This is a genomic window from Maribacter algicola (genome assembly GCF_003933245.1).
GTDB classification, from domain to species: domain Bacteria; phylum Bacteroidota; class Bacteroidia; order Flavobacteriales; family Flavobacteriaceae; genus Maribacter; species Maribacter algicola.
This window is the reverse complement of the sequence record NZ_QUSX01000006.1, coordinates 35,479-51,857: the sequence shown is the minus strand read 5'-3', so window position 1 is coordinate 51,857 and position 16,379 is coordinate 35,479. Positions and strand designations below refer to the sequence as shown.

Here is a 16,379-nt window from a genome sequence, read left to right as displayed (position 1 = left end):
TTCCGAACAGGGAAGTTAAGACCGTTTGCGCCGATGGTACTGCTATACCAAGTGGGAGAGTAGGTAGCCGCCTTCCTCGAAAGTCCCTTACAGAAATGTAAGGGACTTTTTTTTGTTAAATATTTTTCTACATTCGCGACGCCTATATTCCTGATTACTATTCGATAACACCAACTGAGAATTCATAAGGTTCATTCCAAAATTCAGGAATATTGTCTACGTTTAAATCAACTTTTGTTTTACCAGATATTTCCAATCTTATATAATAAATACCTATAGGCATGGGATTTGTGGTGTAATGGTATGTGCTACATGGTTGGTTTTGGAGTGGATTTCCTGAAATTGCAGTATAATTTCCTGTAAGTTTTGACCCCAAGTGATTGAAAACTTTGGTATTAATCCATAAATCAGATGGGCAACTCTCTAAGGTAAATTCAATTGACCCATTACTGTTATTGGTTATTTTATACCAATCATAAGAGTTTTCGTCTCCTGATGCAACACCATTTTTGTCTTTGTAGCAAGGAAGCCAAAAGCCTCATGTAAATCCTTTTCGAAAATGGGGTATAATAAATTAAACTTCAGCCAAAGGCTCTTTCTTTACATGAAATTCTAACTACATAAATTTTAAACGAATTCACTGTATTAGGAGTTAATTACATGGACGATCTCTTATTCTTCTCTTTGTATCCTCTAAAGTACTATTAATATCAGCTATAGTTTCTTCAAACTCTTCTTCACTTAGATTTTCATCATTGATTGCTCCTTGCCGAAAAAAATCAGCAGCATCTTCAGCAGCACTAATATCTTCAGCCTTTTGGCTCTGGCATTCTATATCCAGTAGATCCTCTGGTTCACATGATTCACAAGCATCCATTGCCAAAAAAACTAACGAAACTTTTAAAAATAGGTGTATTCTCATAACTCAAATATTTAGGTTTTTAATGATATTCAATATTCCATGAGCCAAGGTATTGTAAGTACTACCTGTTTTCTTTTTTAATTCATAATTCCAAGATTAATTATTCCTTGGCTCTCCAGTTAAAATCTGGCTTTAATCAACAAATGGTTTCGAAATTGGTTTTAGGACTTGTTATTACTCATCTTACTTCCCGAACCATGATTAAATTTAGTTTATAGTGAATTTTTGAATTAATTGTTTTTTGTCCGCCAATGGAACTTCTGATATCAACATATAATTGCCTTTTGTTAGGTTTACCTCAAAATACCCTTTGCCCAAAGTAGGTAAGTTGTTAATGCCTCCCAAGAAAGTAAAACCATTAGGTGAAGGCGTAATGAGCCCATCAGGGTTCATCCAATTCATCCAATGAACCAAGGAATCCAATGAAGCATCATCATTGTATTTGACCAAGTTTACATCGTGCCCCAAAAAATGTTCGTATACGGTTTGGTCTTTAAACAAAACCTCTAATGTTTGTTTGCCGCCCTCAATCGTGTCTTTAACAACAATGCCTTCAGTGCTTGAAATTTCAATTTTAATAGTTGGTTTTGGGGGTTCCATTTTGGTACTTTCCCGTGTAACGATAATTTCTTTGAACATGCCGTGTGAGGTATGCCAAGTGCCATCTGCCATTTTTACATAACATTCCATTATGTACAGACCAGGCTCGAGATAAATGGTACTTGTGGCTATGTGTTTTGGGGAAATTATTCCCGTACCGCCCATATATTTAACTTCTTGAAACCAAGGAGGCAATTTGCCAAAGGCGACTATGGCGTTGTCAATATCACCTTCCATTATAAGTTTCATGCCTTCTTCAAAAGGTGGTAATATGTCTGTTTTGGTATCTGCTGCAGTTTTTCCTTCAGGATATAGATCCATTAAAATAAAATGGACTTCAGACGACTCGTTTTCATAAACAAAGGTGTTCCAACCAGATTTGAGTGTATCTGGTGAGAAGAACTCCATACTCTGTGTTTTGACTTCTACAATACTGGGTTTCGGCGTTTCGGAAGCTTCAGTAACTGCTTCCTTTTTTTCATCGGTTTTACAGGCAGTCAGTAATAGAATTACTACAAAAGGATAAATGGAATTCATATAGGCTCTCAATGTTGGTTATAGGTAGTTTTCTATAAATATTAGTGCCTTTGGTTATTTTAGGTAAACATTGAAAACATATTTTTTTTGTTTATTTGTTTTAAGATGTTTCTTCAGCCAAGAAACGTTAACCTTTTTGCCAAAACCAAACTAATTGAACAAAGAGCAGATACATGCCCTCATTGAGCGTATAAAAAAAGGAGACAAAACGGAACTTGGCAATCTCTATGCCGAGTACAGAAAGCCTTTTTTAAAGTTTGCCTCACGGTTTAACCTTGAAAGAGAAGAACTGTTAGACCTGTATCAGGATAGTATCATTGCTTTGATGGATAACATACATAACGGTAACATCGACACCTTGGGAAGTTCTTTGAAGACCTATCTTTTTTCCATAGGAAAATTCATGGCCTTTAAAAAATTGAAACGCCTTGATAAGCTGAAGGAAACTCCTTTCGATGTTGACCGACTTGACCAATATATGTATGAGATAGAGACCAAAAATGAATTTGATAAAGAAGAAATAGCCCTTTTTAAACACTCGTATAGGAAAATGGGTAAAAAATGCCAAGAAGTTTTAAACCTTTACTACTACAGGGGGTTTTCCATTGAAGAAATACAAGAGACCCTGGGTTATGACAATTATAACGTGGTCAAAAGCCAGAAATCAAGGTGCCTGAAACAATTAAAATTACTGGTAGTCAACGCAAAAAATGAACAATAACGAACTAATTACAAATTATTTTCTAAATAGGCTTTCCCCCGAAGAACAAGATCGGTTTGATTACCTGCTGCAAAACGATGAAGAATTCAGGGAACAAGTGGCATTTGAAACTAAACTTAAGAAAAGCATTTATCAAAGCGAACATGAAAGCCTGAAAGAAGAACTGAAAAAAATTGAGCAAGGCGTTTCCAACAAAACAAACACTACTAAATGGTATTTGGCAGCAGCTTCAGTGGTAGTGTTGATTGCGGTCGGTTTTTTTTGGAACAAGAATGATAATTCTCCCGAAAAACTGTTTGCTGCGTATTACCAAACGGCAAGTAACACTTCTCACCCCATTGTGAGAGACAATGGCACGCAAAACGCAACCACCAAAGCCTTTGTTGCCTATGAAATGGGCCTATATCAAGAAGCGTTGGGTTTGTTGGAAAGCGCCTATGCGTCCTCAAACAATCCTGAATTGCTTTTTTACAAAGCTATTTGCTATTTACAGAACAATGAACCAGCCATGGCCGTTGAAACATTTCAAAAGCATTTGAAATTTGGTGATCGGTTAAAAGAAAAAAGTAAGTGGTATTTGGCACTTGCTTACTTAAAAGTTGGGGATAAGCGGCAGGCCAAAAATGTATTGGACCAAATTGTTATAGAACCCAACAGTTACAATAGCGCCAAGGCCAAGGAACTCTTAGCTAGGCTATGATCTTTTAAAAGACAGAAACGAAATAAGTGGTATTACCAATAATGCCAACCACCAATAATTAAATTCATTTTGAATCAAGGCATCGGTATTGCCCGAAAGTATGAAGCCTGACCAGTAGTACGGATGTTTTAACTCTTGGTCAATATCTGAATTCAAATATGCCTTTTTTGCCAATTTTAGCGCAAGGGATTTTGATTTTCCTTGGTTAAGAAATTTGTAGAAATATCCCATTAAGGTCGATGTGGCCTTGTCGTCTACCTTCCACAGGCTTACTAAGGTACTGGGTACGCCCGCATATGTAAAGGCGTTGGAAACACTTTGAACGCCCTCTCCATTCGTTACTTTTCCGTTCCCTGTATCACAGGCGCTAAGAATCGCTAGGTCTGATGCTATGCTTTCATTGTACAGTTCGCCAATCAACAAATCCTTTCCGTTGAACTGTAGGTTCGAAAATTCAGGATTTTCGTTGTCTATGTTTGAGTGCATAGCTAAATGAAGTACTTTATAGTCAGAGGCTTTTTGAATAAATGTTTCTTTGGTGGCTTGATAAAAAATGGAAGCCTCATTGATACTTGTAATAGTATTTATTTCTTTGTCCACAGAAGGCAGAAAATTAGGGTCAACCGATGTGTCTTTTCCTTGTCCTGTAAAAATGCCTACACTGAATTCTTGTTTCTTGCCAATTGTTTTTTTCTGTTCCTGGTATAGACTCAAAGAGGTACTGTAGTTAAGGTTAATATCGGTGTCAATATAGTTGGGGATTAGCGTTTCATAAGGTAAAAAACCAAGCGTTTCCGTAGGAATTATAGTTACATCCGTTTTGGAATGATGGGTAATCAACTCTGAAATAGAGATCAATTCCTGAGGGATTTTTGGGTTCGAATTGAAGGTGCGTAAATTACTTATGTACTCTAAAAGGGCATGTTTCAATCCTTTTTCATTCCCCAAATTTGTTAGTGAGGATTTTTCTTTGGTGAGCAAAAAAGCATATAAATAATTATTTATGAAGGAGTATTTAAGAATAGCTTGGTCTTCGTTCAAATCTTGTCTAAACTGTGTAGTGTTAAATTCCGCCACACTTCTATTATAGTAATTATTGTAGTTTTCTTCAATGAATTCTTGATTATCCCTTAGCTTTTTCTTTAAATCCAATATCCGTATGGTAAGGGTATCTGCGGTGATTTGATTTTCCCGTTTGTTTTGGTACAGTACGGATTGATAATAGTTTAAAAGTGTTTTGATTTTCAGTTCTTCCTTCAGAATGTTTTCGGGTATTTTCAATTGGTGTTTGTATTTACCGTACATGAATTTTGACCAAGTAAGCTTGGATGCGTTGTTTTCCAAAGCTTGCAGGCAAAGATCAATATTGTTACTTTTTGGTTCAATTTCCAAGCAGGAAACCAAGCCTGATTCCAACGTTTTATAATACTCGTATAGTTTATCATTGTATGTATCGCCAATATAGATGTTGTCAAAGATTTTAGAGGAAAGGAGAAAAATGTTCAAGGCTTCTTCCAATCCCTTTTGAGGCTTGTTTTTTCGAGTAGAAGCCAGGAGAAAATCTCCTAAAAGAAGCATTCCTTCTAAAGTATGGTAATTATAAAACTCCTTGATGTCATCAATATCAAGATTGGCAAAGTTAGCATCTGTACCTTCTTTAAGAATAAACTGAATGGCCCTTTGAAATGCTATTCCAGCCTCGGACATATCGCCATTCGCATGTAATAAGGTTCCTTTTTGACAGTTTAATTGAAAGTTAAGATTATCGTTGATTTCCGGCTCCTTCAAAATGTCATCCAATAAGGCTAGTGCTTGATCTGTGTTTCCTTCTGTCTTGAATAATTGAAACAATTCAGTTTGAAGTGGAACAGGGTTTGTGTAGTGTTGGCTTTTATATTTTTTTGCTAAATCAATTGCTTTGTTGAGCAGCTCCGAAGCGGTTTCATAAGTTTGTCCTGATAATTTGGATTCCAAAACATAAAGGTCTATTTCCCTTTTGACTTCCCAAGTATAAAATCGAGTAGCCCCCTTTACTTGCTGTTTGGCTTTGTCAAGAAACTCTTTTGCCTTTTCCTCATTGTGGGAATTAAGATATAGTTTGGCATAATTGAAATATAGCTGGGACAACTCGCGTTTGTCCAATCGTTGTTTTTCATTTTTTTTATGCGAATTACTAACAGTGTCAAACAATTGTTCTTCTTTTTTAAGGTAATTTTCAGCTAATTCAAAATTTCCATAAAAGTGGTACCACTCAGCTAGTTTTCTGTATGTTTTATACCTGTAAAAAAAGGCATCGGATTTATTATGATCGTCCATCCAATACGCTTCATTTTCAGATAATAGCCTAAATTCTTCATGCCGCAACCCTAGTTTTTTATAGTTCTCGGCCATTCGTTCGGCGTTTACATAGGTTTCGGCCATCTCTTCAGGATGGTATTTTTTATACAGTTTGTACGACCTTTCGTAATAGGTATTGGCCCTTTCCGGGTCATCAGTAACCGTGTGTAAAAAACCCAAATCATCTAAAAGGTAGAGTACTTTAATGTGGTGGTCCGGAAGCGTGTCAAGAAGAATATTAAGCCCTTTTTTCGCTTCACTAAGGGCGTTGTTCCATTGGTCTAACCATCCATTTTGATGGTAAATTCTATTGTTGACCAAATAGCGGAAATAGTAATTTTTGTCGGTGCCAATCCAATCGCAAATTTCTCGAGCTTTCAGAGAATGCTCTAATGCTTTTTTATGGTTTTCCTGACCACCTTCCGTTTCTAAAATACAAGAGGTGGTATAATGCCACCTTGCCAGTAAAAGTTTACTGAAGTCTTCACTATGGCCTTTTTCTTTTAGAGCTAGGTTTCTATATATTAAAGATTCTGAATGTTCCCCGTCCAAATCAAGTGAATCAGCGATTTGGGTATTAGAAAGCCTGGACTTGGTCTGGGAAAAAGCGAACCAAGTGAAGATCAAAAAATAAAATAAATACCTATTGTTCATTAAAAAAAACTCAGATTGCTTTAAATTTAAAAAAACTCAAAGCAATCTGAGTATTAAAAAGGTGCTGTTTCAATATAACCTTGACGAATCTATACCCTCGGTAAATCTCCATCACCTTTTAATGGCAATGCAGATTCCCCCATAAGGTATTTGTCTACATGGTAGGCTGCCTGCCTGCCTTCTGAAATGGCCCAAACAATCAAGGATTGTCCCCTTCGCTGGTCACCGGCAACAAAAACTCCCGGTACATTTGTTTTATAATCGATTTCTGAAGCCTTAATGTTGGTCCTATTGTCCATTTCCAAACCTAGTTGCTCCGCAACGGTATTCTCTGAACCAGTAAAACCAAGTGCCAATAGTGCCAAATCACATTTCCATTCCTTTTCAGTGCCCTCAACCTCCTTTAATTGCGGTCTTTGTCCGGGTACTTTGACCCATTCTACTTCCGAAGTTATCAACCCTTTAAGGTTGCCTTTTTCATCGCCTATAAACTTTTTGGTCGAGATACTAAAGAAACGCTCCGCCCCTTCCTTATGGGAGGAACTAGTCCTCAATCGCATTGGCCAAAACGGCCAAGGTTGGTCCTTAGGTCTTTCAGTGGTTGCCATTGGCATTATTTCAAAATTGGAAACCGATTTGGCACCATGTCTAAATGAAGTACCAATACAATCTGATCCGGTATCTCCCCCTCCAATGACGATAACATCTTTATCCGTTGCCAAAATTTCCTCTCCCAATTCTTTGAATCCATCGACACGCCTATTATTCTGGCCCAAGAAATCCATGGCCTGCACCACCCCTTTAAGCTCGGCACCTTCAATGGGTAGATTTCTTCTAACGGTGGCCCCACCAGTTAACACTAAAGCATCAAAATCATCTAGAAGGCTATCTGCTTTGATATCTTTTCCAATATGTACACCACAATGGAATTTAATTCCTTCTTCCTTAAGTACATCGAGCCTTCGGTCGATAATATGCTTTTCCATCTTAAAATCTGGAATTCCATAGCGTAGTAGGCCTCCGGGTTTTTCATCCCTTTCATATACGGTTACCTCGTGACCGGCCCTGTTCAATTGCTGTGCGGCAGCCAACCCTGCAGGTCCTGACCCTATTACGGCCACTTTTTTACCAGTTCTAACTGCTGGTGGTTTTGCCTTGATCCAACCTTTTTTGAATGCAGTCTCCACTATATTTTTTTCAATATTCTCAATGGATACCGGGTCTTCGTTTATTCCCAATACGCAGGCCTCCTCACAAGGGGCTGGGCACAATCTACCTGTAAATTCTGGAAAATTATTGGTGGAGTGCAATATTTCACTAGCTTTTTCCCATTTACCTCGATATACCGCATCGTTAAAATCTGGTATTAAATTGCCCAATGGGCAACCACTGTGACAAAATGGGATGCCGCAATCCATGCATCGGGCCCCTTGGTCTTTTAGATCCTTTTCTTCCATAGGTAGTGTAAACTCCCTATAGTTTTTTATTCGCTCCTCCACGGGAGCATAGGATTCTACCTTTCTATCGAATTCCAAAAATCCTGTTATCTTCCCCATTTCTCGATTTTATATTGTTTGTAAATTTTCTTTCTCTAATCGTATCAATGCCTGTCTATATTCTTCTGGGAACACTTTTATGAATTTTGGCAAATAGTCCTCCCATCGCTCCAATATACGTTGGGCCAGTGGACTCAAGGTAGCATTATAATGGCTCGTAATCAAATCCTTCAATTGTTTGATGTCTTGATCTTCCTCCACTTTCAAAAGATTCAATCCCTCAACACTGCATCTGTTCCTAAAAGTTTTCTTTTCATCCAACACGTAAGCTATTCCACCGCTCATACCGGCGCCAAAGTTTCTTCCAACTTCACCTAATATGACGGCAACTCCCCCGGTCATGTATTCGCACCCATGGTCTCCTATTCCTTCAACGACTGCCTTTGCTCCAGAGTTTCTCACACAGAAACGTTCCCCGGCCTTACCGTTGATATAAGCCCTACCCGCTGTGGCACCATACAAGGTTACATTGCCAGTGATGACGTTTTCCTCAGGTATAATGGTCGAGCCTTCCGGGACCCTTACCACCAATTTGGCTCCTGAAAGTCCTTTACCTAAGTAATCGTTGGTGTTTCCATTGACTATCATAGTCAATCCCCTTGTAGCAAATGCACCAAAACTTTGTCCTGCAGACCCAGTAAAGTTAAGTTTTAGGGTATTTATTGGCAGTCCCTCTGCACCATAGGTCTTGGAAATTTCATTGCTGATAATGGCTCCTACGGCTCTGTCCGTATTACTAATAGGGTAATCCAAGGTCAATTTTTCCTTTCGGAACAAAGACGGATTTGCTTTTTCTATGATGTCGAACTCGATGGAATCGAATACATCGTGCTTTTGTTTTTCCGTATTGTAGAATTTGGTTCCTTTTGGTACATCGACCTGATGCAATATAGGTGTCAGATCGATGCCATTGGCCTTGTAATGATCTATGGCTTTTTTCCGGTCTAGCTTATGCACCTGACCTACCATTTCGTTAATGGTCCTAAAGCCAAGCTGCGCCATAATTTCCCTTAGTTCTTGGGCTATGAAATACATGTAGTTGACCACGTGTTCCGGTTTTCCTTCGAACTTTTTACGCAGTTCCGGATTTTGTGTTGCGATACCAACCGGGCAGGTATTCAAGTGGCACACACGCATCATGATACAGCCCGATGCTACCAAAGGCGCCGTAGCAAATCCAAATTCCTCGGCACCCAGCAAGCAGGCTATGGCTACGTCCCGTCCTGTTTTGAGCTGTCCATCGCATTCCAATACGATTCTGTTTCTTAAATCATTTAGCACTAAGGTCTGTTGAGCTTCGGCAATGCCCAACTCCCATGGTAAACCGGCATGTTTTAAGGAGGTTAGGGGAGAAGCCCCAGTACCACCATCAAATCCAGAAACCAAAATTACATCGGCTTTTGCTTTGGCTACACCAGCTGCCACCGTACCCACACCCACTTCGGATACCAATTTTACATTGATCCTAGCCTTCCTATTGGCCGATTTTAAATCATAGATTAACTGAGATAAATCCTCAATGGAATAAATATCGTGGTGCGGCGGTGGCGAAATCAAACCTACATAGGGAGTGGAATTCCGTGTTTTGGCAATGGCCGGATTGACCTTTGGACCAGGTAATTGTCCACCTTCGCCCGGTTTGGCTCCTTGGGCCATTTTTATTTGGATTTCCTTGGCATTGGTAAGATAATTCGACGTTACTCCAAATCGGCCCGAAGCTACCTGCTTTATAGCACTGTTTCGCCAATCCCCGGTCGCATTTCGGTAAAATCGCTCCTCATCTTCGCCACCTTCCCCAGAATTGCTTTTACCCCCAATCCTGTTCATGGCAATGGCCAAATTCTCATGGGCTTCCTTGCTTATGGAACCGTAGGACATGGCCCCCGTCTTGAACCTTTTTACAATTTCCGTCCATGGTTCAACCTCGTCCAATGGAATAGGGTCAAAGTTGGAAAACTCGAAAAGCCCTCTAATCGTCATGAGATTTTTGGCCTGTTCATTGACCATTTTGGAAAACTCCTTGTAGGTCTCAGGTTCGTTGTTTCTTACGGATTTTTGAAGCTTTGCTATGCTCACCGGATTGAACATATGTTTTTCCCCATTTCTCCTCCATCTGTATTCCCCGCCGATCTCAAGGTCTAAATTGGCGTCAACTTCCTTGGTGGAAAATGCCCTATGATGACGCTTCGCCACTTCTTTCTCTATCTGGTAAAGTCCAATTCCCTGAATTCTTGTAGGCGTGTTGGGAAAGTATTTTTCAACAACTTTTGTATTGATACCGATACATTCGAACAATTGGGAACCGCGATAGGAGTTCAAGGTAGAGATTCCTATTTTGTTCATGACCTTTAGAATCCCTTTACCAATGGCCTTATTATAGTTTTTAATGGCCTCATCAAAGGTAAAGTCCTGAATATCCTGATCCTCGATTTGTTCCCCAATGATTTCGTTCACCAAGTACGGGTTGATGGCACTGGCTCCAAATCCAAACAAAAGGGCAAAATGGTGTACTTCCCTTGGTTCGGCAGATTCTATAATAATACTGAGTTTTGAACGCTTGCCCAATTTTTGAAGTCCACTGTTTACAAAGGAACAGGCTAACAATGCGGGTATGGGGGCATTATCCTTGTTGACGTTTCTATCGGACAATATTATAATGTTCGCTCCTTCATCAGCCGATTTTGATGCTTGTACCAAAATGGACTGTAGGGCATCTTCCAGGCCATTATGTCCCTTTTCCACGGGGTATAAAATAGGGATGGAAACAACCTTATAGTCCGGACTAGCATCATAATTCTTGATCTTGTCCAAATCCTCCTTGGAAATTACCGGATTTTGAATTTTCAGTTTTCTACAATGTAGTTCTGAAAACTCGAAAATATTGTGGTCACTACCCAGTGTTAGGCTTATATCGGTAATCAACTCCTCCCGGATGCCGTCCAATGGCGGGTTAGTTACCTGGGCGAATAGCTGCTGGAAATAATTATATATGAGCTGTGGCCGTTCAGACAAAACGGCAATGGGCGTATCTGACCCCATAGATCCAATGGGCTCCTTACCGGTTTTGCCCATAGGAAGAATGATAGTATTGATATCTTCCAATGTATATCCAAAAACCGATTTTCTTTTTTCCAAAGAGGCTTCCCCCAAGAAAAGCGGACAGTCATTATAAGGTATATCCTTTAAGTGGACCAGATTTTTATCCAACCATTTTTTATAAGGATGTTTTTTGGCTATTTCTTCCTTGATTTCCTCATCATTGATAATACGCCCTTCCTCCATGTTCACCAAAAACATTTTTCCAGGTTCCAAACGTCCATGGAATTCAACATTTTCAGGGGCAATTTCAACAACGCCCGTTTCGGATGACATTACCACATAATCATCCTTGGTGACGGAATACCTGGAAGGTCTAAGTCCGTTCCTGTCCAATAATGCCCCAATATAGTTTCCATCTGTAAAAGGAATGGATGCAGGACCATCCCATGGTTCCATCATACAGGAGTGAAATTCGTAGAAGGCCTTTTTTGCTTCGGACATTTCTGTGTTCTTTTCCCATGCTTCGGGAACGAGGATCATCATTACCTCGGGTAAGGAACGCCCGGTCATCAGTAATAATTCCACGACCATATCCATGGTGGCCGAGTCCGATTTACCGGGAAGCACTATGGGAAGAATGTTTTTGATTTCGTCCCCGAACATGTCGCTCTTTAAAAGTTCCTGTCTTGAGTACATCCTTGAGACGTTTCCTCTAAGTGTGTTAATTTCACCATTATGGCACATGTATCTAAAGGGTTGTGCCAGGTCCCAAGTTGGGAAGGTATTGGTGGAGAAACGCTGGTGAACCAAAGCCAATCGCGTAACGACCCTTGGGTCCATCAGATCAGAATAATAAAGACTGATGTCCATGGGCATCAATAACCCCTTGAAAATGATAATCTTAGTGGATAGGCTTGGGACGTAGAAAAATTTACTTTCAGAAAGTTTAGACTTAATGATAGCGTGTTCGGTAATTTTTCTGGCGATGAATAATTTTAGATTGAATTCAAAATACGATTGTTCCTTCGTTTCCTTTGCTATAAAAACCTGCTTTACAAAAGGCTCCGTTTCTGCCGCAATTCGTCCTGGAACGGAACGGTTAACGGGAACGTTTCTCCAGCCCAATAATTTAAGCCCCTGTTTTTTTACGTTCTCCTCGAATACTTGAATGCAATATTCCCGTTGATTCTGTTTTTGAGGGAAAAACACATTTCCAACGGCATATTCACCTTGCTCGGGAAGTTCAAAAGAGCATACTTCCTTGAAGAAGACGTGTGGAATATCTATCAGAATACCGGCACCATCACCGGTTTTGCCATCTGCACTTACGGCACCTCTGTGTTCAAGTCGCTCGAGTATTTCCAGTGCCTTATGGATAATGTCATTGGATTTCTTTCCTTTAAGGCTACAAATAAAACCGGCTCCACAATTGTCATGCTCAAATTCTGGCAGATAAAGTCCTTGCTTCTTCAATCTCATAATTTATCGTATTTCTTCAAAAATATCATTTTATTTAAATTATAATCAACGATTACGGGCCAATCAAATAAAATATTTAACGTTTTTAAATAAAGGTTAAAATATCTTTAAATTATAATTTTTGAATGGTTGAAATTGTCATATTGATAAATGTAGGGTAATATTGAGTAAACCCAATGACTATTTAGGGGGTAGTCCTGTATAAAAGGTGGTATATAACAATTTAACCCCAGCGTATGTTATGGGTAACAACTGAAAGCTATCGTTTTTCAAATTTAGACCCTAAATAATCTAGGGTTAATTTGCCCTTGAAAAGGATTAGTTTAAAATCGATCGTGAAATAACGATTTTTTGTATCTCGGAGGTACCTTCGTAAATCTGGGTAATTTTAGCATCACGCATCAGTCGCTCCACATGATAATCTTTTACAAATCCATTGCCGCCATGTATCTGGACCGCTTCAATCGTAGTTTCCATGGCTACCTGTGAGGCATACAATTTGGCCATGGCTCCGGAGAGATCATAATTTTCACCGTTATCTTTATCCTTCGCGGCCTGATATACGAGAAGTCTGGCCGCTTGTATCTGGGTGTGCATATCTGCCAGCTTGAAGGCAATGGCCTGGTGATTGCTGATTTCAGTTCCAAAGGCCTTTCTTTCCTTCGAGTATTTGAGCGCAAGCTCGTAAGCTCCAGCTGCAATTCCCAAAGCTTGTGCGGCAATTCCTATTCTTCCTCCAGCCAAGGTTTTCATGGCAAACTTGAAACCAAATCCGTCTACGCCAATCCTATTTTCCTTAGGTACTTTTACATCGTTGAAGATTAATGAATGTGTATCACTGCCCCTAATACCCAGTTTATTTTCCTTTGGACCGATTACAAATCCTTCCATGTCCTTCTCAACAATCAGTGCATTGATTCCCCTATGTTTTTTTTCCTTGTCTGTTTGGGCGATTACCAAATATACGTTGGCCGTCCCGCCGTTGGTTATCCAGTTTTTTGTACCGTTCAAAAGATAATGGTCGCCATGATCTATCGCTGTTGTTTTTTGTGAAGTCGCATCGCTGCCCGCCTCTGGTTCCGAGAGGCAAAACGCACCGATTATTTCACCTGCAGCCAACCTTGGCAAATATTTTTCCTTTTGTGCTTCTGTTCCATAGGTTTCAAGGCCCCAACAGACCAATGAATTATTTACGGAAACGATTACCGAGGATGACGCATCAATTTTTGATAATTCCTCCATTACCAATACGTACGAAAGTGTATCCAAACCACTTCCTCCATATTTTGGATCTACCATCATGCCCAAAAAGCCTAATTCTCCCATCTTTTTAACTTCCTCCTTTGGGAATTTCTGTAACTCATCTCTTTCAATTACTCCGGGAAGCAATTCATTTTGTGCGAAATCGCGCGCGGCCTGTTTAATCAGTTCCTGTTCTTCGGTAAGTTTAAAATCCATCGTTAATCTTTAAATAGGGTATATCAACAAATATAAGTCTATACCAATTAATTTCTTAGTAATAAAGAGAATCTGTGTTGTTCAATTTTATGATGTGGACCAACATGTTTCAGCTTAGTAAAACAATTTTGTTAAAAATAATTCTGTAAGAGTTTGACTTTCAATCTCCTTTATGATATTCTATTTGAAAATATGGTAGGATTGACAATTTTGGATATCTTTAGGGAATTTCAAAAGTTATAATTCAGTCTTATATTTGACACCTTTCATAAGAGGAAACTAAAAACCAACAGCGCATGGAAACCATTATTATTATTGTTTTTTTAGCGGGATATCTCGCGATTACCCTTGAGCATAATTTAAAAATCGATAAGCTGATTCCCGCATTGGCCATGATGGCAATATTGTGGGCTCTCATTGCCTTGAACCACATGCCCGTTTTTGAGGTAAATGCTGAATTAAGAGAATTGGAACCAACTCATTTGGATGAAATATTGCTCCATCACTTGGGCAAGACCGCTGAGATCTTGGTCTTTCTGTTAGGGGCTATGACCATCGTGGAGATAATAGATTATTTTGATGGTTTTGCTACCATTAAAGGATACATAAGGACGAGGAGCAAAAGAAAGTTGTTATGGTTGTTTTCCATTCTTGCCTTTATTCTATCCGCAATAATCGACAACCTAACGGCCACCATTGTGTTGATTACCATATTACAAAAGGTAGTAAACGATCGTAATACCAGGCTCTGGTTTGCAGGTATGATAATTATTGCCGCAAATGCAGGCGGTGCTTGGTCTCCCATAGGGGATGTAACCACGACCATGTTGTGGATTGCCAACAAGGTTTCCGCTGCGCAGCTTATAGAACATGTTTTGGTGCCTTCTATTGTGTGTATGGTAGTGCCAGTTCTTATTGCGGGAACTTACAAGGCCTTCAAGGGTAAAATTGATGGGGATTTTGAAACGGAGGTTCCCAAATCAAAATATGGATCCACCATGTTATATCTAGGTCTAGGTGCCATTATTTTTGTTCCTTTCTTTAAGACAGTAACGCACTTACCACCCTATGTAGGTATGATGTTATCACTTGCTCTTGTAGCTACGTTTGCGGAAATTTATAGTAATAAAAAATTCAGTATTTCATCCGTTGACGGAGAGGGACATGATAGTGAAGGCCACCATAGCCCTGTGCATCATTCTTTGTCCAAAATAGAATTGCCAAGTATTCTATTCTTCTTGGGAATTCTATTGGCCGTGGCGGCACTGGAGTCCTTAGGACTTTTGTTCCATTATGCAGAAAGCTTAAACGCGGCAATTCCCAATACGGATATTGTTGTCATGTTATTTGGTGTAGGGTCGGCCGTGATTGATAACGTTCCCTTGGTGGCGGCCAGTATGGGTATGTTTGGTGAGACTATGGACAACCCGCTATGGCATTTTATTGCCTACTCTGCAGGAACTGGTGGTAGTATGCTGATTATTGGTTCCGCAGCTGGTGTTGTGGCCATGGGAATGGAAAAAATAGATTTCTTCTGGTATCTCAAGAAAATTACATGGTTGGCTTTCTTGGGATTTGTAGCGGGCGCCGGCGCTTTTATTTTAATCAGGGATTTTATCCTCAACGCATAATTTAATCTGGAAATTACCGTTATAATGGCAAATTATGAATTATAAGAATACTATGTTATTATCACAAGATTTGCCTCAAGATCCAACCACTGGTGAAATACTATCTGAAGAAAAAACACTTTCTGTCATGGATCTTGTTTTTAATGGAGGTACGGGCAGTGTTATTATTATTACCGTTCTCTTTTTGATGTTGGGAGTTGCCCTTTACATTTATTTTGAGCGGCTTTTAGCAGTAAATGCGGCTTCTAAGATTGACAAGAATTTCATGAACCAAATTAGGGATCATGTAACTTCCGGAAAATTGGAAGCGGCCAAAATTCTATGTGCCCAGACGGATTCCCCAGTGGCCAGATTGACTGAAAAAGGAATTTCCCGCATTGGGAAACCCTTGGATGATATCAATACCGCCATTGAGAATGCTGGTACACTGGAAGTGTATAAACTGGAAAAAAATGTAAGTGTTTTGGCCACAGTTGCCGGGGCCGCACCAATGATTGGTTTCTTGGGAACCGTGATCGGTATGATTTTGGCATTCCATGAAATGGCAAGTAGCGGAGGCCAGGCAGAAATGGGCTCTTTGGCCTCTGGAATATATACTGCCATGACGACTACCGTTGCAGGTTTGATCGTGGGTATTATCGCCTATATGGGTTACAACCATTTGGTGAACAGAACGGATAAGGTGGTCCATAAAATGGAAGCAAATGCCGTAGAGTTTCTGGATTTATTGAACGAACCACTTTAA

The 16,379-nt window shown here is 39.7% G+C and carries 10 protein-coding genes and 1 rRNA gene; 5 read left to right on the top strand and 6 right to left on the bottom strand.

Annotated features, from left to right (window positions below; translation table 11 throughout):
- A 5S ribosomal RNA gene (rrf, locus tag DZC72_RS18130) occupies window positions 1-76 on the top strand; the annotation flags it as partial.
- Between the two features lie 576 nt (window positions 77-652).
- Here rrf and DZC72_RS17635 read toward each other — a convergent pair.
- Entirely contained in the window at window positions 653-922 is a 270-nt protein-coding gene (locus DZC72_RS17635; protein WP_125224238.1) for a hypothetical protein, read from the bottom strand.
- Window positions 923-1,129: 207 nt separating this feature from the next.
- Window positions 1,130-2,059, bottom strand: coding sequence for a hypothetical protein (locus DZC72_RS17630; protein ID WP_125224237.1), 930 nt, complete (start codon window positions 2,057-2,059; stop codon window positions 1,130-1,132).
- A gap of 154 nt (window positions 2,060-2,213) precedes the next feature.
- Between DZC72_RS17630 and DZC72_RS17625 the strand changes: the two genes are divergently transcribed.
- Together DZC72_RS17625 and DZC72_RS17620 are read left to right on the top strand one after the other, a co-directional pair.
- Complete coding sequence (locus DZC72_RS17625) at window positions 2,214-2,780, top strand: RNA polymerase sigma factor (RefSeq protein ID WP_125224236.1); 567 nt, start codon at window positions 2,214-2,216, stop codon at window positions 2,778-2,780.
- On the top strand, window positions 2,770-3,480 hold the full coding sequence (locus DZC72_RS17620; protein WP_125224235.1) for a tetratricopeptide repeat protein: 711 nt from the start codon (window positions 2,770-2,772) through the stop codon (window positions 3,478-3,480). Before DZC72_RS17625 ends, DZC72_RS17620 begins: the two co-directional genes overlap by 11 nt.
- Here the strand turns inward: DZC72_RS17620 and DZC72_RS17615 are convergent.
- From DZC72_RS17615 to DZC72_RS17600, 4 genes are all read right to left on the bottom strand, one after another.
- Entirely contained in the window at window positions 3,475-6,471 is a 2,997-nt protein-coding gene (locus DZC72_RS17615) for a CHAT domain-containing protein (RefSeq protein ID WP_125224234.1), read from the bottom strand. The two genes, DZC72_RS17620 and DZC72_RS17615, sit on opposite strands and share 6 nt — an antisense overlap.
- Window positions 6,472-6,560: 89 nt before the next feature.
- The gene (locus tag DZC72_RS17610) at window positions 6,561-8,027 is read right to left on the bottom strand and encodes a glutamate synthase subunit beta (RefSeq protein WP_125224233.1); all 1,467 of its coding nucleotides are present in this window, start codon (window positions 8,025-8,027) and stop codon (window positions 6,561-6,563) included.
- Between the two features lie 9 nt (window positions 8,028-8,036).
- Window positions 8,037-12,545 (bottom strand): glutamate synthase large subunit, encoded by a 4,509-nt coding sequence (gene gltB, locus DZC72_RS17605; protein ID WP_125224232.1) that lies wholly within the window; start codon window positions 12,543-12,545, stop codon window positions 8,037-8,039.
- Between the two features lie 318 nt (window positions 12,546-12,863).
- Window positions 12,864-14,003 (bottom strand): acyl-CoA dehydrogenase, encoded by a 1,140-nt coding sequence (locus DZC72_RS17600; RefSeq protein WP_125224231.1) that lies wholly within the window; start codon window positions 14,001-14,003, stop codon window positions 12,864-12,866.
- A gap of 296 nt (window positions 14,004-14,299) precedes the next feature.
- On the opposite strand from DZC72_RS17600, the gene nhaD reads away from it, so the two are divergent.
- Both nhaD and DZC72_RS17590 read left to right on the top strand, forming a co-directional pair.
- Entirely contained in the window at window positions 14,300-15,634 is a 1,335-nt protein-coding gene (nhaD, locus tag DZC72_RS17595) for a sodium:proton antiporter NhaD (RefSeq protein WP_125224230.1), read from the top strand.
- Between the two features lie 52 nt (window positions 15,635-15,686).
- Window positions 15,687-16,379 carry a MotA/TolQ/ExbB proton channel family protein gene (locus tag DZC72_RS17590; RefSeq protein ID WP_099545635.1) on the top strand — a complete coding sequence of 231 codons (693 nt, stop codon included), beginning with the start codon at window positions 15,687-15,689 and terminating at the stop codon, window positions 16,377-16,379.

Coding starts and splice junctions, on each gene's coding strand:
- DZC72_RS17630 (WP_125224237.1), bottom strand. CDS start 2,059: ATGAATTCCATTTATCCTTTTGTAGTAATTCTATTACTGACTGCCTGT.
- gltB (WP_125224232.1), bottom strand. CDS start 12,545: ATGAGATTGAAGAAGCAAGGACTTTATCTGCCAGAATTTGAGCATGAC.
- DZC72_RS17600 (WP_125224231.1), bottom strand. CDS start 14,003: ATGGATTTTAAACTTACCGAAGAACAGGAACTGATTAAACAGGCCGCG.
- DZC72_RS17615 (WP_125224234.1), bottom strand. CDS start 6,471: ATGAACAATAGGTATTTATTTTATTTTTTGATCTTCACTTGGTTCGCT.
- nhaD (WP_125224230.1), top strand. CDS start 14,300: ATGGAAACCATTATTATTATTGTTTTTTTAGCGGGATATCTCGCGATT.
- DZC72_RS17635 (WP_125224238.1), bottom strand. CDS start 922: ATGAGAATACACCTATTTTTAAAAGTTTCGTTAGTTTTTTTGGCAATG.
- DZC72_RS17610 (WP_125224233.1), bottom strand. CDS start 8,027: ATGGGGAAGATAACAGGATTTTTGGAATTCGATAGAAAGGTAGAATCC.
- DZC72_RS17590 (WP_099545635.1), top strand. CDS start 15,687: ATGTTATTATCACAAGATTTGCCTCAAGATCCAACCACTGGTGAAATA.
- DZC72_RS17620 (WP_125224235.1), top strand. CDS start 2,770: ATGAACAATAACGAACTAATTACAAATTATTTTCTAAATAGGCTTTCC.